9 protein-coding genes are annotated in these 22,383 nt (G+C 67.9%); all 9 read left to right on the top strand.

Translation table 11 applies throughout. The features are described 5' to 3' along the window. Positions 1-214: 214 nt before the first annotated feature. The 9 genes from tssK (at position 215) to ACAM54_RS01175 (ending at position 22,373) form a co-directional block, all read left to right on the top strand. Positions 215-1,510, top strand: a complete 1,296-nt coding sequence (gene tssK, locus ACAM54_RS01135) for a type VI secretion system baseplate subunit TssK (RefSeq protein WP_261380227.1) — start codon at positions 215-217, stop codon at positions 1,508-1,510. Between the two features lie 8 nt (positions 1,511-1,518). Further along, the gene (locus tag ACAM54_RS01140) at positions 1,519-2,898 is read left to right on the top strand and encodes a DotU family type VI secretion system protein (RefSeq protein WP_209535833.1); all 1,380 of its coding nucleotides are present in this window, start codon (positions 1,519-1,521) and stop codon (positions 2,896-2,898) included. Then, a complete protein-coding gene (gene tssM, locus ACAM54_RS01145; RefSeq protein WP_369649535.1) occupies positions 2,898-6,533 on the top strand; it encodes a type VI secretion system membrane subunit TssM in 3,636 nt (1,211 codons plus the stop codon). The genes ACAM54_RS01140 and tssM overlap by 1 nt, the downstream gene beginning before the upstream one ends. A gap of 1 nt (position 6,534) precedes the next feature. Further along, complete coding sequence (gene tagF / locus ACAM54_RS01150; RefSeq protein WP_369649536.1) at positions 6,535-7,260, top strand: type VI secretion system-associated protein TagF; 726 nt, start codon at positions 6,535-6,537, stop codon at positions 7,258-7,260. A 31-nt stretch (positions 7,261-7,291) separates the two neighbouring features. Further along, positions 7,292-9,460 (top strand): serine/threonine-protein kinase, encoded by a 2,169-nt coding sequence (locus ACAM54_RS01155; RefSeq protein WP_369649537.1) that lies wholly within the window; start codon positions 7,292-7,294, stop codon positions 9,458-9,460. Between the two features lie 762 nt (positions 9,461-10,222). Next, positions 10,223-13,636, top strand: coding sequence for an IPT/TIG domain-containing protein (locus tag ACAM54_RS01160; protein ID WP_369649538.1), 3,414 nt, complete (start codon positions 10,223-10,225; stop codon positions 13,634-13,636). A 112-nt stretch (positions 13,637-13,748) separates the two neighbouring features. Then, positions 13,749-15,305 (top strand): hypothetical protein, encoded by a 1,557-nt coding sequence (locus ACAM54_RS01165; RefSeq protein ID WP_369649539.1) that lies wholly within the window; start codon positions 13,749-13,751, stop codon positions 15,303-15,305. 42 nt (positions 15,306-15,347) lie between these two features. After that, positions 15,348-21,770 carry an Ig-like domain-containing protein gene (locus ACAM54_RS01170; protein ID WP_369649540.1) on the top strand — a complete coding sequence of 2,141 codons (6,423 nt, stop codon included), beginning with the start codon at positions 15,348-15,350 and terminating at the stop codon, positions 21,768-21,770. A 15-nt stretch (positions 21,771-21,785) separates the two neighbouring features. Continuing rightward, complete coding sequence (locus tag ACAM54_RS01175; protein ID WP_369649541.1) at positions 21,786-22,373, top strand: glutaredoxin family protein; 588 nt, start codon at positions 21,786-21,788, stop codon at positions 22,371-22,373. Positions 22,374-22,383: the final 10 nt, after the last annotated feature.

Genomic DNA, 22,383 nt, shown 5'->3' on the forward strand with positions numbered 1-22,383 from the left:
AGAAATTCGCACGCTAAATGCGGTGCAAAACGTAAGAAGCGCCGTGTAGCATCAGAGAAAAAAACCGATTCAATCGGGAGGTCGTTAACAAGACCTCCCGCTTCAGCGTGGGCATGCCCCAGGAGGTTCTTTGGTGACAGTTCGCAATCCGGGCGCCGGCAAGCAGGGCGCCCTTCCGCAGGCGTTGGCGAATCGCGTGGTGTGGTCCGAAGGCATGTACCTGAGGCCCCAGCACTTCCAGCAACTGGAGCGCTATGTCGAGCAGTACGTCACGCGCCGCACCGCGGGCCTGCAAGGTGCCTATTGGGGATGGCTCAACCTGGACATCGATCGCGATGCACACGCGCTCGGCCGCGTGTCGCTGCTCGGCGGCGCCGGCGTGCTGCCCGACGGCACGCCGTTCTCTTTCGGCGCCGAAGATGCACCGCTGCCCTACGAGGTGCCGAGCGACCTGACCGACGAGCTCATCGTGCTGGCGCTGCCGCTGCGCCGCACCGGCAGCGAAGAGATCATCTTCGCCGACGACGAGGGCTCGGCCGCGCGCTTCGGCGTGGTCGAGCGCGAGGTGGCCGACGGCAATTCGGTGGCGCTCGGACCGGCGGTGCTGCAGCTTGCGAAGCCGCGCCTGCGGCTTGCGCGCGCATCGTCGCTCACGGCCGAGTGGCAGGCCATCGGCGCGGTGCGCGTGATCGAACGGCGCACCGACCACAAGCTGGTGATCGACGCCAACTACATTCCACCGGTGCTCGATGCATCGGCGCACCCCATGCTGCGCAGCATGGTCGCCGAACTGCACGGCCTGCTCACGCAGCGCTCCGAGGCCCTGGCCTCGCGGCTCTCGCAGCCCGGCCGCGGCGGCGTGAGCGAGGTCTCCGACTTTCTCCTGCTCGAACTCGTCAACCGTTATCTCGCAACGACCTGGCATGCGCAGCATGCGGTGCAGGTGCACCCCGAGGAACTGTTCATCGACTGGTTCAAGCTGGCCTGCCATCTCGCCACGCACACCTCGCCCACGCGGCGCCCGGTGGTGTGGCCGAAGTACGACCACGACAATCTCAACGAGACCATCCGGCCGCTGATGGAAGAGCTGCGGCGCTCGCTCTCGGCCGTGCTCGAGCAGAGCGCCATCGCCATCGAGCTCGAAGAGCGCAGCCACGGCGTGCGCGTGGGCCGCATGCCCGATCCGGTGCTGGTGCGCAATGCAGGCTTCGTGCTCGCGGTGCATGCCAACCTGCCCGCCGATGCCATCCAGCAGCGCTTTCCGACGCAGGTCAAGATCGGTTCGGTGGAGCGCATCCGCGACCTCGTGCAGCTGCAGCTGCCAGGCGTCACGGTGCGGCCGCTGCCGGTGGCGCCGCGCCAGATTCCATACAACGCGGGCTATCACTATTTCGAACTCGACAAGAGCGGCGACATGTGGCGCCAGCTCGAAAAATCGGGCGGCGTTGCAATGCACTTGGCCGGCGACTTTCCGGGGCTGGCCATGGAGTTCTGGGCAATTCGTCCGTGAGGGACCCTATGAACGGTGTCAATGACATGGCGGTCGGTCCGGGAGGCTTCGTGCCGCCCAACCCGGGCGGCGGCAACAACAGCGGCAACGGCGATCCCGCGGGCACGCCCCTGGCATCGCGCGGCGCGGGACAGCAGCAACCCCAGTCATTCACCGCATGGCATGACGCACGCCGTCCGCATGCGGGCGACACGGCACTGGCCGGCAACAACCCGCTGGTCGCGGCGGCCAACCCGCTGCTCGACCTGATCCCGCAGATCCGCGCCACCGGCCACCACGATGCGCCCGCGCAATTGCGCGAACACCTGGTCGACGAGGTCCGGCGCTTCGAGACGCGCGCGCAGCAAAGCGGCATCGCGCCCGAGGTGATCATCGGCGCGCGCTACTGCCTGTGCACCGCGGTCGACGAAGCGGCCGCACTCACGCCCTGGGGCGGCAGCATCTGGTCGTCGCAGAGCCTGCTCGTGATGTTCCACAACGAGACCTGGGGCGGCGAGAAATTCTTCCAGCTGCTGTCGCGGCTGGTGCAGAACCCACAGCAGCACCTGCAGCTGATCGAGCTCATCTACTTCTGCCTGGCGATGGGCTTCGAAGGGCGCTTCCGCGTCATCGACAACGGCCGCACGCAGCTCGAAACGCTCAAGCAGCGGCTGCTGCAGATCATCCGCCAGACGCGCGGCGAAATTGCCGTGCCGCTGTCGCCGCACTGGCAGGACGCGAGCGCGCCGGTGCGCCGCACGCGCAACTGGGTGCCGCTGTGGGCCGTGGGCGCGGTGGCGGCAGTGCTGCTGGTGCTGGTGTTCGGCGTGCTCACGTTCAGCCTGGCCGGCCGTTCCGACGGTGCATTCGCCGCGGTGAATGCAGTGCGCCTGCCGCAGACGCAGCGTGCCGTGGCCGTTGCGCCGGCGCCGCAGCCGCGCCTGCAGCGCTTTCTCGAACCCGAGATCCGCGACGGCCTGCTGACGGTGCGCGACGAGGCCGACCGCAGCGTGGTGGTGCTGCGCGGCGACGGCCTGTTCGCATCGGGCTCCGACCGCGTGCTCGACCGCTATGCGCCCGTGCTCGCGCGCGTGGCCGACGCGCTCAATTCGGTGGAAGGCAACGTGCTCATCAGCGGCTTCAGCGACGACCAGCCGATCCGCAGCGTGCGCTTCCCGTCCAACTGGCAGCTTTCGCAGGCGCGTGCCGATGCGGTCAAGAAGATGATCGCCACGCGCGTCACCCGGCCCGAGCGCCTGCGCGCCGAAGGCCGCGGCGATGCCGACCCGCTGGTGCCCAACGATTCGCCGGCCAACCGTGCGCGCAACCGGCGGGTCGAAGTGACGCTGCTGGTGGCGCCCGTGGCCGCAGGCGCAGCAGCAGCGGCGCCGCAGGGAGGAAACCGCTGATGCTGCGCGCGATTTTCCGTTTTCTCGTGAGCCGCGACCTGTGGGTCTTCCTCGGGCTCCTGGCCATTGCGTTCCTGATCTGGATCATCGGCCCCGTCATCGCAGTGGGCCGCTACCGGCCGTTCGAAAGCGAGTTCGTGCGCATCGTGGTGATCGCGCTGATGTTCGCGGTCTGGATCGCGCGCGTGCTCTACCGCAAGTGGCGCGAGCGGCGCCTCAACGCGCAGCTGCTCAACCAGCTGCGCACGCCGTCCCCCAAGGAGAAGGCCGCCAAGCCCGAGGATGCGCCCGAGATCAAGGAGCTGCAAAGCGGCTTCAGCGACGCCACGTCCATCCTGAAGAACATGCGCTTCGGCGCGGACGCCAGCGGCAAGCCTGCGGGGCGCTTTGCGGTGTTCGACCGCCAGTACCTGTACCAGCTGCCCTGGTACATCTTCATCGGCGCGCCGGGCTCGGGCAAGACCACCGCGCTGGTCAACTCCGACCTCGACTTTCCGCTGGCCGACCAGCTCGGCAAGGCCGCGGTGCGCGGCATCGGCGGCACGCGCAACTGCGACTGGTGGTTCACCAACGAGGCGGTGCTGATCGACACCGCCGGGCGCTACACCACGCACGAGAGCAACCGCGAAACCGACGAGGGCGAGTGGAAGGGCTTCCTCGACCTGCTCAAGAAGTTCAGGCCGCGCCAGCCGATCAACGGCGCCATCCTCACCATCAGCATCGCCGACCTGCCGCTGGCCGACGACGCGCAGCGTGCGCGCCACGCCATGGCGCTGCGCAAGCGGCTGCTCGAACTGCGCAACGGCCTGGGCATCAATTTTCCGGTGTACGTGCTGGTCACCAAGACCGACCTGCTGGCCGGCTTCAACGAGTATTTCGGCTCGCTGGGCCGGGCCGAGCGCTCGCAGGTGTGGGGCTTCACGTTTCCGATCGATGCCAACCCGGCAGACCCCGCCAAGGCCGACCTGCGCGAGCGCTTCCACCAGGAATACAAGCTGCTGCACCAGCGCCTGGACGAGCGCCTGCCGGAGCTGCTGGCGGCCGAGCCCGACCAGCTGCGCCGCGCGCAGGCCTACCTGCTGCCGCAGCAGTTCGCAAGCTTCGAGGACATCCTCGGCACCTTCCTGGCCGACGTGTTCAACCCCTCGAAGTTCGAAGTCGCGCCCATGCTGCGCGGCGTGTACTTCACCAGCGGCACGCAGGAGGGCACGGCCTTCGACCGCGTGATGGGCGCGATCAAGCGCTACCTGCAGGTCAACGCGCCGCCCGCGCCGCCGCCGGGCCCGGGCAAGAGCTACTTCCTGAAGGAGCTGCTGCAGCAGGTGATCTTCCGCGACGCGGGCGTGGCTGGCACCAACCTGCGCTGGTACCGGCGCAAGCGCGCCATCGACCTGGCGGGCTACGGCCTCATCGGCGTGCTGCTGGTGGTGCTGCTGGGCGCCTGCGTCAACAGCTGGCGCAACAACCGCGACTACGTGGCCGAGGTCGACAACAACGCCAAGGCCTTCAACAAGGCCGCGGCGCGCGGCGAGCTGCCGACGGTGGTCGATTCCAACAGCGACATCGCCAGCTCGCTGCCGGTGCTCGACCGCCTGCGCGACCTGCCCAAGTCGAGCCATTTCGACATCGGCGATCCGCCCGTCTCCTACCGCTTCGGCCTCTACCAGGGCGAGAAGCTGCAGGCCGCGACCGACGGCGTCTACCAGCGTGCGCTCGAAAGCGTGCTGCTGCCGCAAGCCTCGCAGCGCGTGGAGCAGGCGCTGCGCGAGGCCTCCAAGACCGATGCCGAATACAGCTACGAGGCGCTCAAGGCCTACCTCATGCTGTACGACGCGGAGCGCTACGACGCCGACTTCCTCCAGGCCTGGCTGCTCACCGACGTGGACCGCAAGATCGGCGCCGGCCTCACGCGCGAGCAGCGCACCAACCTCGAGTCGCACCTGAAGGCGCTGTTCGCCGAACGCGTGGTGACCTCGCCCTTCGCCAAGGACGACCGGCTCATCAACGAGACGCGCGCCCGCCTGGCCGGCGTGCCGCTGGCGCAGCGCTCCTATGCGCGGCTGCGGCGCATCCTGCTGCAGACCAGCCCGCCCAACGCCTTCAGCATCGCGGAGGCGGCGGGAGCCGAGTCGGCGCTGGTGATCAAGCGCGCGAGCGGCAAGCCGCTCACCGACGGCATCCCGACGCTCTTCACCTACCGCGGCTACTGGGACATCTTCGACAAGCGCATGGCCGAGACCACGCTCGCGCTCGAACAGGAAGACCGCTGGGTGCTGCAGATCCGCGCGCCGGGCATGACCGACATCACCTCGCGCGAGCTGCTGCTGCGCGAGGTGCGCCGGCTCTACCTCACCGACTACATCCGCATCTGGGACGACTACCTGGCCGACGTGCGCCTGGCCGACAGCCGCTCGCTGCTGCAGAGCATCCAGATGACGCGCGTGCTCTCGACCAGCGAGTCGCCGATGTCGCGCCTCATCCGCGGCGCGGCGCGCGAGACCGACCTGCTGCGCAACCACGACGAGGCCACGCGCAGCCTGCTCGACCAGGCGCAGAACCGTGTGGCCAGCACGCGCGAGCGCATCGAGCAGCTCATCGGGCAGCCCGACGGCAGCCAGCGCCGCAACACCGTGCCGGACCGCCCCGAATCGCTGGTGGACAACCACTTCGCGCCGCTTCGCCGCATGGTCACCGCGCCCAAGGCCGGCGGCCAGGCGCCCATCGACGCCACCGCCGCGCTCATCAACGAGCTCTACACCTTCCTCACCGCCACCGACACCGCATTGCGCAGCGGCAACATCCCGCCGTCGAGCGATGCGGTCACCAAGGTGCAGGCCGAGGCGGGCCGCCTGCCGGTGCCGTTCCAGGGCATGCTGAACGATCTCTCGGCCACCGCGTCGTCCAAGGCGGCGGCGGTGACGCGGCAGAACATCGGGCAGAACGCCGCTGCCACCATCGGCCAGTTCTGCAGCCAGGCCATCGCGGGGCGCTATCCCTTCTCGCGCGGCTCCAACCGCGACGTGGCGGCCGGCGACTTCGCTCAGCTGTTCGCGCCGGGCGGCATGATGGACGACTTCTTCCAGAAGAACCTGGCCTCGCAGGTCGACACCTCCGTCAACCCGTGGGCCTTCAAGAAGGGCGTGGACGGCAGTTCGCCGGGCCGCTCGGCGTACCTCGATTCGTTCCAGAAGGCGCAGGCGATCCGCGACGTGTTCTTCTCGGGCATGGCGGGCGGGCGCACGCCCTCGTTCACCATCGACATCCGGCCCGAGGACATGGACGCCGCCATCAGCCAGTTCACGCTCGACATCGACGGCCAGACCGTGCGCTACGCGCACGGGCCGCAGGCGCCCAGCACCGTCAAGTGGCCCGGTCCGCGCAACAGCAACCAGGTGCGCCTGCAGGTGACGACCGCCAGCGGCACGCCGGCCGGCGGCATCGTCACCGAGGGGCCGTGGGCGCTGCACCGGCTGTTCGACAAGGCCTCGATCTCGTCGGGCAGCGCACCCGAATCGTTCAACGCGACCTTCGACCTGCAAGGCAGGAAGGTGGTGCTCGCGGTGACGGCCAACAGCGTCTACAACCCGCTGCGCCTGAACCAGATGAACGGCTTTGCATGTCCGGGGAAGTCCTGAGATGAACAGCGGCATTCCTTCGCCGCGGGTGTGGGTGCCCGACGACCAGCAGATCGGCTGGTACGGCAAGCTGCCCGCGGCCGGCGACTTTCTCTACCGCCGCGTGCCGCGCGAGCTCCAGGCCTGGTGGGACCGCTGGATGCAGAACGGCCTGGGCACCTTCAAGCGCTGGCCCGACGCCATGACGCGGCACTACGTGGTAGCGCCGGTATGGAACTTCGCGATTCCGGCCACCCAGGGCGTGGACGCGGTGCAGTTCGGCTGCCTGGCGCCCAGCTGCGACCGCGTGGGGCGCTACTACCCCGTGTGCGTGACCTTGCAGGTGGCGGCATCGAGCTACCGGCCCTCCATGCTCGAGGGCTCCGCCGCCTGGTACTGGCAATGCGGCACCGCGCTGCTGCAGGCGATCCGCCACAGCGTCGCGCCCGACCAGTTCGACCGCCAGGTGCTGGCCGCGGCCCACGGCGGTTTCCAGACCGCGAGCGGCGGCTCGGACGACATCCTGTCGATCCTCGGGCCTGCGGCCGGGGGCGCCGGCACGGCGGGCGCGCAGCAGCGCCTCGGCTGGCCCGAGCTGCCCCTGTGCTTCGACGCCTTCGGCAGCACCAGCTACTGGTGGACCAACCAGGCGGACGGCTCGCCGCTGCGCACTGCCGCCCACGGCGGAGGCCTCAACACGCCGCTGTTTTCGAAGTTGTTTTCACAGGGGCATGTGCCATGGGCATGAACGACCAGACCCCCGCCGCGGGAGGAGATGCATGACGACCAACGCCAGCAGCAATAACAACAACAGCAGCAGCACCAGCGTGCAGGCCGATCCGCAGGAGCGCCCCCATCCGCTGGACGCGGGCCACCGGCTGGACGAGTTCGAGCTGCTCGAGGTCATCGGCGAGGGCGGCTTCGGCATCGTCTACCGCGCCTACGACCACTCGCTGCAGCGCGAGGTGGCCATCAAGGAATACATGCCCTCGATGCTCGCGCGCCGCGTCGGCGACGACAGCGTGCACGTGCGTTCCGACCGTCTCACCGCCACCTTCCAGGCGGGCCTGCGCAGCTTCATCAACGAGGCGCGCACGCTCGCACAGTTCAGCCATCCGGCACTGGTGCGGGTGCACCGCTTCTGGGAAGCCAACAGCACCGCCTACATGGCGATCCAGCTCTACCGCGGCCGCACGCTGCGCCGCCTGGCCGAGGAAGAGCCGAAGAAGATCTCCGAGGCCTGGCTGCTGAGCATGCTCGGCCCGCTGCTCGGCGCGCTCGAAACCCTGCACCGCAGCCAGTGCTTCCACCGCGACATCGCGCCCGACAACATCTTCATCCAGCAGGACGACCTGCCCGTGCTGCTGGACTTCGGCGCCGCGCGCAAGTCGATTGCCGACCTGGTCGACGAAGTGGCGGTGATGGTGAAGTCCGGCTATTCGCCCATCGAGCAGTACGCCGACGACAACACGCTGCTCCAGGGCGCGTGGACCGATCTCTACGCGCTGGGCGCCGTGCTGTACCGCGCCGTCACCGGGCACCCGCCGCCGTCGGCCGTGGTGCGCAGCGTGCAGGACGCCTACGTGCCGCTGTCGTCGCTCGGCCGCAGCGACCTGAGCCCGGCCTTCTGCGCGGCCGTCGACCACACGCTGGCCGTGCACAGCAAGGACCGCACGCAGACCGTGGCCGCGTTCGCGGCCGAACTGGGCCTTGCCAAGCTGGGCGACACCTACGTGAGCGGGCTGGCGGCGCCGACGGCCGTTGTTGCTGCACCCGCTCCTTCGAAGCCCGCGCCGGTCGTGGCGCCGGTGCCGCAGCAAGCGCCGGCTGTTCCGGCGCCCCAGACACCGGCACCAATGTCGGCAGCAGCCGCATCGCAGCAAGCCGCTGCATCGGCCAGTGCTGCGCGGCCTGAAGCCGCCGCCCCGGAACCCGCCAGGCCCAGGCCCCAGCCCGCGCCCAAGGCCGAGCCGGCCCCGGCTCCCGCGCCCAGGCCCGCCGAACCGCGCGAGGCGGCGGCAGCGCCGGCGCGCGCGCCATCGGTGGCCGCCGGCAAGCAGCCGTCGCCGTCCGCCGCCAAGAAATCGTCGCGGCCGCCGTGGGGCCTGGTCGGCGTGCTGATGATTGCACTGGTGGCCGTGGGCAGCTGGATCGGCCTTCACCTGACTGCGGGCCGGCAAGAGACGTCGACCGCCATGGTCCCGGCGCCTCCGCCGTCGGGGCCGATGTCCGCCACCTCGCCACCGCCCGCCGCCATGCCGCCGGGAGAAAGCGCCCCCGGCGGCGTACCGGCAACTGCGGGCGAGAACGTGGCGGCAGCGCCCGGCACGCCGCCTCCCGCGGCGGCCGCCAGCGCGCCGGCCGGCCCGTTGACGCCGCTGACCAACGTGCCGGTCGGCGCGGCGCCGGCAGCTGCACCGGCCACACCGGACCCCGCAGCCACGCCGCCGGGCTCGACCACCACGCCCGTGACGCCGCCGGAGGCCGCCATGGCCACCGCCGAAGCCGAGGACTGGAACCTGGCCCAGGCCGAGAACACGCGCGAAGGCTACGAGGCCTACCTGCGCCGCTACCGGCGCGGCCCGCATGCGCGCGATGCCCGCAATGCCATCGCCGAGCTGAACCGGCTCGCGCAGACGATGCCCGCGGCACCCGGCACGGCGCCAACGAACTCCATACCCACCGTGATCGCCGGCGGAACTACACCGCCGACCGCGCCGCCTGCAGCTCCGCCCGGCATGGGACGCGTGGTGCTCAACATCCGGCCCTGGGGCCAGGTCTTCGTCGACGGCGCCGAGCGCGGCGTGAGCCCGCCGCTCAAGTCGCTGTCGCTGCGCCCTGGCATCTACAACATCGAAGTGCGCAACGGCGACCTCGATGTCTATCGCCAGCGCGTGACGGTGCAGGACAGCAAGTCGGCGCCCGTGGTGAGCCACGAGTTCAAGTAGCGGCGGCTATTGCGCCGCGGGGCCGGCGCTAAAAAAAAGCAACGTTCCAATTCGCCGTGCCTTTGCAACCGAGGGTTGCAAGGGCGGCCGCTGCATTGCCGATTCAATGAATGCGGCGACCTGTTGGGTCAATGCCACTCAATTTGTCCGCGCGACACATTTGCATTGAGAATTGCATAAGAAAATTAATACTTTTTAATTCCTCGATGCGAAGGACGTTGTTTTTTCACCCAAGTCAGGTCCTGTTCACTTGATGTCTGGATGTAATTTATTGATAAGATCGGTAACGTAAGAAAGCAATAGAAGAAATTTTAGCTAATAAGTATTAAATAGGGAGGACAGCTTGAGCGAAAGCCCGTTGCATGCGCAGCGTTGGGTTGCTGCGTCTGAATCGATGTGTCGATTCCAGATCCGCGCAGCCGTGATCCGTCTGGAAATGCCCTCCAGCGCGATCGGGTTTTGCTCGAGGTCTTCTTGATTTCGGCGTGCTCTTCGCTTTGCCGCGCGTTTTGCAAATTGCAAAGCGGCGCGGCTGCATTTGTTTTTGCAATTGGTGTTGCATTGACGGGCGCGACTCCGGCCTGGGCGCAAACCGCCGTTTCCGGACCCATTTCTGCCTCCACCCGGTGGACCACCGCGGCCAGCCCTTATGTGGTGAGTGGAACAGTTTCCGTTCAGGGCTCCGCGGTCCTGACGATCGATCCCGGCGTGGTCGTCTACATGGGAGCCAATGCCGAGCTCCGAATTGAATCCGGAAAGTTGATGATGCAGGGCGAAGCGGCTCGCCCGATCAAGTTCACCTCCGAAAAAGTGCGAACGGGAGCGGTGCCCGCCGCCGGCGATTGGGGGCAACTGGTTCTCACGGCTGGTGCAACCGGCAGCACCTTTCAGCACGCGGAAATCGCCTACGGCAAGGGCGTGTCGATCTCCGGCGCCGCCGTAACGCTCGACAACGTGCGCCTGCTCAATCACGCGGCGCCCGCCATCTCGGCGGACCTGGTGGCGAGCCTCGGCGGCTCGGGCAACGAGGCTGCCGGCAACACCCTGAACGCGGTGGTGGTCCCGTCGGGCGATGTCACCGGCACCGCGCGCTTCGGCCTGCGGGGCATCCCGTACCTCGTTCGCTCGGGAACCCTGTCGGTCGGCGCTTCGCCGGCCATTGACACCATCGATCCCGGCAGCATCCTCGCGGGCGAGACCGCCACGCTGTCGATCACCGGCAAGCGCCTCGGCGGCGCGGTTTCGCCGAAATGGTCGCTGGCCGGTCTCACCACGCAAGTGCTTCCCGGTGCAACCGACACGCGGGTTCAGCTGCAGGTGGCGGCGGCGCTGACGGCAACCGCGGGCAATGCCGACCTCACACTGTTGACCGATGCGGGCGAAGCGGTCAGGACCAACGCGCTGATCGTGCAGCGCAACCAGCCGCGCATCACGGCGCTCAACCCTTCGAGCTTCTTCACTGCCGCAGGAGCGGGCAGCTTTACCGTTTCCGGCACTTTCTTCACCAGCGCATCGATCGTCGAACTCGACGGCCAGACGCTGGCGACCACCTACAACTCCGAGACGCAGCTCACGGCCACGCTGCCCGAGCAATCCGTCGCCGGCTCGCGCAACGTGCGCCTGCGCACGCCGGACCCGCTCAACGCCGGCGCATTCCTCACGTCCAACGTCCTGCCGCTCACCGTGACGCAGGCAAAGGCCGGCTTCAGCCCGGCAACGGCCTCGATGTTCGCGGGTGCCTCGCAGACCATCGCACTGCAATTGCCGTTCAATGCGCCCGCGGGCGGACTCGAGTTCAACCTGACATCGGCCGCGCCAGCCATCGCCACGGTGCAGCCGAGCGTCGTCGTTCCAGCCGGCTCGAAGACCGCCAGCTTCCAGGTGCAAGGCGTGGGCATCGGCGAAAGCCAGGTGATTGTTGCGCGATCGGCCTGGGCCAATGCGACCCTGCCGGTGGCCGTGATCCAGCCGCCCGTCACACTGGCCTACGAGCCTGTCACTTCGGCCCTGGTCGGCGTGGTGGTCGGCACCGACACACAGCCGGTGGTCCAGTCGGTCGACGGCCTTGCATCTCCCCACGTGGGCGTTGCGTTCGGCACCTATGCCAAGCAACTCACGCCGTCGGCGGCGGTGATTGGGACTTCGCTCACGCTGCAGGTGGCCGGCGAAGGGCTGGGCGCGGTGTCCGCCGTACAGTTCTCGCCGGCGGATGGCCTCACGGTCGGCATTCCGTCCGTCAGCGTCGACGGCAAGCTCCTGAGCGTCAGCGTCGCCATCGATGCGGCCGCAACCAAGTCCGCGCGCCGAGTGATCCTGTCCACGGCAACCGGGCGCGTGCCATTCACCACGCCCACCGGCGACCAGTTCGTGGTGGCTGCGCCAGCGCCGCAGATCGACTCGGTCAATCCGAACGTCGTGACGGTGGGCCAGTCGGCCGTGAAGCTGTCAATGCGCGGCCAGAACCTGCGCGACATCCAGTCGCTGCGGTTCGAGCCTTCGCAAGGCATCGTGGCCATCAATGCGCCGGCCGCGAGCGCGGATGGCACGCTGCTCGAGATCACGATCCAGACCGATGCCGCCGCCACCAGCGGACCGCGCACTGTCATCGTCTCGACCGCCGGCGGCGAATCGTCCGCCGTGCCGACGCCGGGCAACACCTTCCAGGTGGCTCGCGAGATTGGTACCAGCTACCGCGACGTCAGCTCGCCAATGGTCGGCGTGCAGGTCGGTGCCACCTCCTTCCCGCAGGAACAGGCTGTCGGGCCGATCATCTCGGCGCAGGTGGGCGTCATGGTGGGCGAGCCGCCCGCTGCCTCCGGCCAAAGTGTCGATCCGGTGGTGTCGCCGCTCGTGGGCCTGGTCGTGGGCTCGGGCGCCTTCGACATGGCGCCGGCCGCAGGCAGCGTGGGAACCAGCGTGAACGTCGTCGTCCAGGGCACCGGCCTGTCATCCGTGGCCGCGGTCGAAATGTTCCCGGCCGACAACCTGGCCATCAGCAATGTCGTTGCCAACGCAGCGGGCACGCAGGTCAGCTTCACTGTCGCCATCGATGCGGCGGCAGCAAAGACGGTGCGCCGCGTGCTGCTCAAGACAGCCGACCCTGCCAACCCGGTGATCCCGTTCCTGCTGTCGTCCAAGTCGCAGTTCCTCGTTGCGGCACCGCTGCCCGTGGTCGACATCTCGATCACCCCGCAGGTCGTGGTGGCGGGCAAGCCCAAGGTCGATCTCATCGTGCGCGGCCGCAACCTGCGCGACGTGCTCGGCGTGCGCTTCGTTCCCCCGCAAGGGATCACGGCGCTGGGCACGCCTTCCGCCAATGCAGACGGCACCTCGATGCTGGTCAGCGTGCAGGCAAGCGCCGATGCCGAAACCGGCCCGCGCGTTCTCGTGGTGAGCACCGTTGCTGGCGAGTCGTCGGAAGTCGCGATTCCGGCGAACACGGTGCAGGTGGCGCGCACGGTCGAGGGGCCTTTCAATGACGTGAGTTCGTCGCTGGTGGGGGTGATGGTGGGTGCGCCGCCGGTCGCCGATCCGGTGGTTCGCGAGGTGTTCGCTTCCTCCGTGGGAGTGGTCGTCGGGCCGGTGGTCACGGCCGTCACTCCGGCAGGCCTCGTCAAGGGCACCTCGGGCAGTCTGGTGGTCAGCGGCTTTGCGCTCGACGGCGCGACCGCGGTGAGCCTCACGCCGGTTGCGGCAGCTGGCGGCGTGACCTTGGGCGTGCCTGTGGTGAATGCCTCGGGCATGGAAGCAACTGTGCCTTTCGAGGCCGCGCCAACTGCGACGAGTGCGAGCCATCGGATCAACCTGCTGAATGCAGCCGGTGCGCGCATCCCTGCGTTGACGGACACCGCGCTGCAACTGCGCGTTCTTGACGCGCCATCCATCTCCTCGTTCGAGCCCATCGTGATGACGCGCGGCCGCGCATACACCCTGGTGGTTCGTGGCAGCAATCTCAAGGAAGTGCGAGGCATCGCCATCGAGCCTTCCACCGACATCACGTTGGAGGATCTGAGCCTGGCCTGGGGTAGCGATTCGCTTGGGGAAAAGCTGAGCATTCGCGTCTTCATCGCGCCGGCGGCCGCCACAGGGCCGCGTGTCGTGCGGCTTGTCTATCCGGGTGGCAGCACCAGCGGCCAAAGCGCAACCAACAACACCCTCAATGTGGTGTCTCCGTAATGGATCGATTTCATCGTCTTCCACGCCGGCCGCGGGCAATTCACAGCGGCACTGCCGAGGGCAGTCCCCTTTCACTTGTTCGCGCGTCCATCGCCTTTTCAAGGAGTCCTGAATGAACTCAACCCTGCAACTTGCACCCCGTCCGTCGATCGTGGCGCCACGACTGAATGCCGCATCGAAGATCACCCTTGCCGTTCTGCTGCTCGCCTCGATGGGGTCGAGCCTTGCTGCGTTCGACAGTGGCAGCACGGGTGCCGACGGTGTGTTGAACCCTGCGGTCTCTACCCAAATCGTGCTGCCACCGAGCGGCATTCTTCAATACACCTCGATCAACATTCCCACCGGCGTTACCGTGACGTTCAAGAGGAACGTGCTGAATACGCCGGTGCAGCTCCTGGTCTCGGGTGATGTTTCCATCGTGGGGAGCATCGACATTCGTGGCGGGACGGCCAAGGCGTCCGGCACGGCTGGGGACGGTAACCAGGCCGACGATGGCATTCCAGGTGTAGGCGGACCTGGAGGGTATGACGGTGGCCGTGGCGGCAAGGACGATCTGCAAAACCGCGCCGAGCCGACTCGCGGTGGCGCAGGCCTTGGGCCTGGCGGTGGCGGTGGCGGGTATGAACGTGCAGACGGATGCTATGCGGGGGTTTACTACCACCGGATGGGGCGTGGTGGAGCCTATGCCTCCAAAGGTGGTGCAGCACACGGCAGCGGCTATAACTGCACGGCAGTGGCCGACGAGCCGGAGCGTGCAAATCCGTACGGGACTCCCGCGATCGTTCCCCTCATCGGCGGCTCTGGCGGCGGTGGTGGTCGGGGTGGAACGAACTATCCGGGCGGCGGCGGCGGAGGTGGCGGCGGCGCAATCCTGATTGCCGCGAATGGAACTATCACTCTCACAGGTTCCATCACCGCAGGTGGTGGCGACGCGGCCGATCGCGCGGGCACCGGTGTCGGCAGCGAAGGTTCGGCCGGCTCCGGGGGCGCCATCAAATTGGTCGCTACAGCCATCAAGGGCGCGGGCTCGTTGAATGCCGACGGAGGTTGTCTGATCGCCAACGGCTCTCGCCAGAATTGCGACGTACGGCTGAATGGAGGTTCTGTAGGCCGCATCCGCATCGAAGGCGAAAGCGTGACCTTCAGCGGTGCTTCGTCGCCAGCGTACACAACAGACGTGCCTGCCGCCATCGCCGTGGCCAACGCACCCTCCATCCGCATCGCATCCGTCGCCGGCAGCAACGTCCCCGCAACGCCCACCGGCAATGCGGACGTCACGCTCCCCGCAACGATCACCAACCCCGTCACGGTGAACTTCACGACCGCGAACGTTCCCACGGGCAACACCATCAAGCTGCGCGTCGTGCCGGCCTATGGCGATGCCGTCGAGGTACTGAGCCCCGCCATCACCGGCACCGCAGCCAGCGGCGCCACCAGCGTCAGCGTGAACCTGCCCCAGGGCCCCAGCGTCCTGCAGGCCATCACCAGCTACACCGTCACCGTCGCACAGGCCGAATCGCTCTCCCGCTTTGCGGAGAACGAGAAGGTCGAGCGCGTCGAACTCGTGGCGTCGATGGGCCAGGAGAGCATGGCCCAATTGATTACCGCGAGCGGCAAGCGCTACACGGTGCCGGCTTCGGTGCTGCAGCTGGTCGGCCTGGCAGGCTGATCGCGGCCGGCGACGCTCGAACAAGAACCACAGGGAGCGACAGTGGCGGATGCACGGCAGTGGCAGGAGAGTGCGCGTCATGGCGCGGTCAGCGGTGACCGGCCGGTCGAGCAGCGTCCCGTCAAGGCTGCGCCACCGTTCGCGCTCTCTCACACGCCGCCACTGCGTTCGCGCTTCAAGCGCGCCGTTGCGGCGCTCGTGGCCGTGGCCATGCTTGCGCCTTCGATTGGCCCGGTGGCACATGCCGCCGAACTGATCCTCGACGAAGGCGTCGTCGTCAAGTTCGGCGCCGATGCCCAACTGGTCGTGCGCGACAAGCTGCGCGCGGGCGCGGCCGTCACGCTCACCAGCGTCAACGACGACGCGACGGCCGGCCAGACCAATCCCACGGCGGGCACGCCTGCGGCCGGCAGCTGGCGCGGCCTCAGCATCGAGAAGACATCGACCGCCTTCGGCCAGCCGGCATTGAACGGGCTTTCCCTGCGCTATGGCGCAGGCCTGTCCGTGCGCAGTGCCAGCCCGGCCCTGCAGTTCATGCAGCTGACCGACAACACCGTCGGCCTGCGGCTGCTCGATGGCGCGAACCCGGCCATCACCGGCTCCAGTTTCCTGCGCAACGGCATCGGCATCGAGGCGCTCGGCGGCAGCGTGCCGAACGTCACCACCACGCAGTTCTCGCAGAACACCGGCTTCGCGATCACCAACGAAAAACCGGCCACCGTGATCCAGGCGACCGGCAACTGGTGGGGCCACGCGAGCGGGCCGCGCGACGCCGCGGGCAATCCGCAAGGGCAGGGCGATGCCGTGTCGGCGGGCGTCAACTACAGCAGCTACCTGGCCCAGGCCCCGCTGATCAGCCCGAGCATTCGCCTGGTGGCGCCGGCAGCGTTCTACGCAACCAACAACCTGCAGCTCGAACTCGCGTGCGTGAACGCGACGGAATACCGCATTGCAGAGAACGGCGAGTTCGCTGCGGCAACGTTCGTGCCCCTGGCAGGCGGCAAGGCCGTCATCGACTACACCGCATCGGCGGGCGATGGCCGCAAGACCATTGGCGTGCAGTTCCGCAACGCGGCAGGCACCGTGGTGTCGGCCAACCTCAGCAACCCCGCCGCCGCCAATACCGCCACGGTGCTCATCGACAGCGCCGCACCGGTGGTGAGCATCAACAACCCCGCCGCCGGCAGCGTGCTTGCACAACCCATCACGGTCGAAGCCTCGGCCACCGATGCGGGCGGCCTGGTCAAGGTCGTGTTCTATCTCGACGGCCAGGTGGTTTCCACGCAGACCACGATCTCTCCATCGGGCAGCTACAGCTACGCGTGGAACACCGACAACAGCGCCAACGGCGACCACACGCTGCGCGTGGTGGCCACCGACGAGGCCGGCCGCAGCAGCGAGCAATCGCGCGTGGTCACGGTGTCCAGAACACCCCCGGCGCCAGACACCGCCGGACCGGCCATTGCCAACGTGCGGCTCGATGGCATGGCGCTGGCCGACGGCGCCACCCTGACCCGCAACGCAGTCACCAGCGCCGAGGTCACGGACCGCAGCGGCGTGGCCCGCGTCGAGCTGCTGCTCGACGGCCAGACCATCGCAACCCCGACCGGCTCCGGCGGCCAGTACAGCGCGCCGTTCAGCATTGCCGGCGTGGCCAACGGCAGCCATGCGCTCGCATGGCGCGCGGTCGATTCGCTGAACAACGTCAGCACCGCGAGCTACCAGGTCACCGTTGCGCACGCGGCGCCCGATGCGCCCGTCATCACCAGCCCAAAGACCGGCCTGACGACCCGCACCGCCACCTTGCCCGTGACCGGCACCGCTGCCGCCGGAAGCAGCGTGCAGCTGCTGGTCAATGGCCAGCCATCCGGCCCGTTGCTGACCACCAGCAACGGCGCGTTCAGTGGTGCGGTCACGCTCGCTTCCGGCAGCAACCAGGTGCAGGCACGCGCCAGCGATGCCTATGGCCAGAGCGGCTTGTCGGCCGCGGTGTCGGTCACGCTCGATGCCACGGTGCCCTCGGGCCCGAGCAACCTGGCGGCGGCCGCGCTGGTCGACGGCAAGGTCCGCCTGACGTGGGCGCGTTCCACCGATCCGAACGCCATCGGCTACGACCTCTACCGTTCGCGCAGCGCGTTCGCGGACATCGGCGCAGCCACCAAGGCCAACGCATCGCCAATCACCGGCACCAGCTACGAAGACCTGCCCAAGCCCGATGGCGCATGGTTCTACAGGCTCGTGGCCGTCAACTCGGTCTTCACGCCTTCCGTGCCGACCGACCAGGTGCAGGTGGTGGCCGACGGCACGGCGCCCAAGGCCGTCTCGGTGGTCTACCAGCCGCTGGGCAAGGTCGACCCCGCCACCGGCCGCATCGGCCAGGGCAAGGTGAACGTACAGCTGACCGTCAGCGAAGAGCTGCAGACCGCGCCCTACCTCGCCGTGGTGCCCGCGGGCGGCGCGCCCATCGTGCTCGAACTGGCAAAGTCCAACGCGACCACCTACACCGGCGCCTTCTTCGTCGACGGCAACACGCCCTCGGGCACGGCCAATGCATTGTTCTCGGCGCGCGACATGGTCGGCAACCGCGGCACCGAGATTGGTGCCGGGGCCACGCTCAAGATCGACACCGAGGGCCCCGCGCTGTCTTCCATCACCTTGAACCCGGGCGCGCCCATCAAGGTGGGCACCGCAACCACGGTCCAGGCCACCTTCGTCTTCAGCAAGGCGCCCAAGCCTGGCGCCACGCCGCAGGTCAAGTACCTGTTGTCGGGCCCCGTGCGCCAGGCCACGCCCATTGCCGGCCTCACGGCGGTTGACGCGACCACCTGGAAAGCCAGCTTCGTGCTGCCGAACGATGCCGGCCTGGCTTCGCCCGAAATCCTGAGCTTCAGCAGCCAGGCGCAGGACGACCTCGACAACGTCTCGACGCGCGTGAGCGCAGCCAACCGCTTCCAGGTCTACCAGGGCAACCTGCCGCCGGCCGGCGCGCCGCTGATGCTCACCGGCAAGGCCATGCCGGGCGGCAAGGTTTCGCTGACCTGGCAGGCCGTGGACGAAGCCTTCGCCTACCAGGTGTATCGCAAGGGCCCGGCAGACGCGGCGCTGGTTGCGCTCGCGCGCGCCGCCGCCGCCACGCACATCGACCAGACACCGGCCGATGGCCTCTACACCTACGCCGTGGCATCGGTGCGCTCGTCCAACGGCGAAGAAACCGTGTCGAGCCAGAGCGCGACCGTGGACGTGACCACCATCGCCAACGCGCCAGGCGCGCCGCAGAACCTTGCCTTGCTGCTGACCGGCCAGGGCATCAAGGCCACGTGGCAGGCGCCCGTAGCCAGCACCGTCGACTACTACAACCTGTACCGCGCGAGCGGCACCAGCATCACCAGCGTGGCCGGCCTCACGCCGATCAAGACGCGTGTCAAGAACCCGATCACCTACGACCCGGTGCCTTCGCCGAGCCAAGGCGCGTACGTTGTCACCGCGGTCGATGCCGCGGGCAACGAATCGGCCGTGTCCAACTCGGCCTACCTCAACGCCAGCCTGCTGCCGGTGGTCAACCTGCGGGTCGAGCAGATCGGCAATGCGCTGCCCGTCATCTCGTGGCAGGCGCCCAATGGCAGCCTCTCGGGCTACAACGTGTACGTTGGCCCCGATGCCACGCGCACCAAGCTCACGCCCAGTCCCATCACGGCCACCAGCTTCAGCGACAGCGGCTTCTCGGGCGGCGAGCGCCGCTACACCGTGGCCAGCGTCGACGGCTCCGGCCAGGAGATCGGCCGCAGCTTGAACCTGCCGGCGGTCAGCACGCAGATCGTCTCGGGCCTGCCCATCAAGCGCGGCATCATGAACAAGGTGCAGGCCCAGGTGGTCAACACCTCGGCCAGCGCCGTCACCAACGCCCGCGTGGTCGTGCGCCTGCCCATCAACCGCGAGGCCACGCAGTTTGCCGATCACAAGTCGGAGCCCTTCGACCTTGGCAGCAACCAGACCCAGCTGGTGACCGTGGTGGTTGGCGGCTACGCCGACCTGCCGGGCCAGGCCCAAGCGCAGGTCGGCCTCGAGAGCAGCCCGAACGAAGGCGAAACCGTCAAGATCGCGCGCAACCAGACGCTCGACGTGGGCGACAGCGCGCTCGTCGTGGGCATGTCCACCGGCGAGTTCACGCGCGGCGCCACCGGCAAGGTGCGCCTCACCATCGAGAACACCTCCGAAGTCGAAGTCGAGTTTCTGACGGCCACGGCCGGCGGCAACAACCCTTCGAGCGAGCTGCGCTTCAAGATCCTCGACGCAGACGGCAACGTGCTGGCCACCCAGCCCTACAAGCAGGCCGTGGGCGCCAACGTGATCACGCTGACCAACGGCCAGACCGTGGCGCGCATTCCGGCCGGCGCCAGCTACACCTCCGACCAGTTCGACCTGGCCGTGCCGGGCTCCAGCCCGAACAGCATCCGCGTCAAGCTCGAAGTCGACAAGATGCGCTACCACAGCGGGCAGGACGACCAGGTCGTCATTGCCGGCCGCGGCAGCGAAAAGGCGGTTTCGCTCATCGACACCGCCTATGTGGGCGAGATCACCAACGTCACGCCGCTGAGCTCCTTCGGCGACCAGGACATCGTCATCACCGGCCGCGCACTGGCCCGCGGCAGCAACCAGCCGCTGCCGAGCACGCGCCTCAAGCTCGTGTTCAACCAGCAGGGCTTCGAACGCGTGTTCAGCGTGCTGACCGATGCCAGCGGTGCGTTCACCTACACCTTCCAGCCCACGGCCACGGACGCCGGCCTCTACAAGATCAGCGCCATCCATCCGGACCTGACCGACCGGCCGGAGCAGCGCAACTTCACCATCAACCGCGTGACCTTCGGCCCCACGCCGTTCAAGGTCGACGTGCCGCGCAACTACAGCTACCCCGTGCCCTTCATTGCACGCTCGGGCGCAGGCACCACCGCAACCAACATGCGCTTCGTGCTGGAGCCGAGCGCCCAGCCCACGGGCCAGCTGCCGGAGGGCATCAACCTGCAGCTGCCCGCACCCGCCAGCATCGGCGAGCGCTCGCAGGTCAACATTCCGGTGGTCTTCAGCGCCACCAACGAGGCGCTGGCTTCGGGCAGCGTCATCCTGAGCGTGTACAGCGACGAGCGCCCGCAAGGCGCCGGCGCGCCCATTGGCCTGGTGCGCATCAACTACGCGCTGAGCGAGGCCAAGGCCTACCTGGTGAGCTTGCCGAGCGTGATCGAAACCGGCATGTCGCAGGGCGCCAACCAGATCGAAAGCGTGACCGTGCAGAACAAGGGCACGCAAGACGCGCTGGCCCTCGCCTTCACGCTGGCCAAGCCCGATGGCAGCGCGGTGCCGAGCTGGGTCAACCTCTCCAGCAATGCCGACGGCAACCTGGCCGTGGGCGACAAGCGCACCATCGACATCGCCTTCAAGCCGCCCACGGGCCTGCAGGAAGGCGTGTATGAGTTCCGCCTGAACGTGCAGGGCACCAACGTGCCGGCACAAAGCCTGAACATCTACGCCAGCGTCACGCAAAGCGGCAAGGGCAACGCGCTGTTCCGCGCGAGCGACATCTACACCGCCACGCTCGACAAGCAGGGCCGCCTGATCCCCGGCCTGGCGGGCGCGACCATCACCCTGCAGAACGAAGACGTCGCCAGCGTGAGCCACCAGCTCACCACCGATGCCCTGGGCGAGGCCTACTTCCAGGACGTGCCGGCCGGCCGCTACACCTACCGCGCGCGCGCCAACAACCACCAGGAAGTGGCCGGACGCCTGCAGATCAAGCCGGGCGTCACGCTCACGCAGCCCATCTTCCTGAACTACAACCTCATCACGGTGGAGTGGAGCGTGCGCGAGGTCACGATCCAGGACCGCTACGAGATCACCATCGACGCGACCTTCGAGACCGATGTGCCCGCGGCGGTGGTGGTGATGCAGCCGAGTTCGGTGAACCTGCCCATCATGAATCCGGGCGATGTGTTCTACGGCGAGCTGTCATTGACCAACCACGGCCTGATTCGTGCCGATGGCGTGGAGCAGCAACTGCCGCAGAGCGATTCGTTCTTCCGCTACGAATTCCTGGTCGAGGTGCCGGCCGAACTGCAGGCCAAGCAGCGCGTGACCATTCCGTATCGGGTCATTGCGTTGCAGTCGCTCGAGACGCTTGCCAATGCTGGCAATGCGAGTGGTGGCGGTTGCTACAACTACAGCAACACCACGCGGGTGAACTATGACTTCACCTGCAAGAACGGGGAGCAGTCGAACGGCACCACCTCGACGAGCTGGTTCAGCAATTCGAGCAGCAGTTGTGCGCCGGGCACCGGGGGCGGCGGAGGCGGCAGTGGCGGGGGTGGCTGGGGTGGAGGTGGCGGCTTCGGCGGCATCGGTGGCGGCAGCACGTCGATTCCGCTGAGCGGCAGGAAGTGCGTTGCCACTCCTGATGGCAAGACGCAGTGCAGTTGACGCCGAGGAACGCTCATGCCCACCATCTGCGCCAAGTGTCATCTCGTTCGTCCCGAGGACGCAACCGTGCCAGTCTGGCAGTGCCCCGGCTGCGGTGTCGCCTACGACAAGGCCAGCGATGCCCAGCGAGCACGTGCGTCGTCGGCGGGGCCGCGTCGCCGTGAGATGCGCGTTGACTCCAGCGGCAGCGGCGGCTTGGTGTGGGGCAAGTGGGTGCTCGTGCTCGTTCTTTGTTGCGCTGCGTACCTTGGCTACCGGATGGCGCACGAGCGCGGCCGGACGGACGAAGGCATTGGCAGCATTGCGTCGCGCTTGAGCGGCAGCGACAGCCCTGCACAAGTCAGAGAACTAGCCGATAGCGCTCAGGCCAGCGATGTATTCATCTACACCGCTGACTGGTGTCCGAACTGCCGTGAAGCCAAGAGCTGGTTGGCGCAGCACGGCTTCAAGTACGAGCAATGCGACATCGATCACGGCCCCGGCTGCAAGGCGCAACTCGCCAATCTGGGAGGTGACGGCATTCCGTACCTCATCGTCAAGGGTCATCACATGAAAGACGGCTTCGACTCCGAAGAGTTTGTGGCTGCGATGCGAGGCAAGTAGGGCGAGCCGA

Origin of the sequence: Variovorax sp. V93, assembly GCF_041154485.1 — a bacterium.
In the GTDB taxonomy this organism is placed as follows: domain Bacteria; phylum Pseudomonadota; class Gammaproteobacteria; order Burkholderiales; family Burkholderiaceae_C; genus Variovorax; species Variovorax beijingensis_A.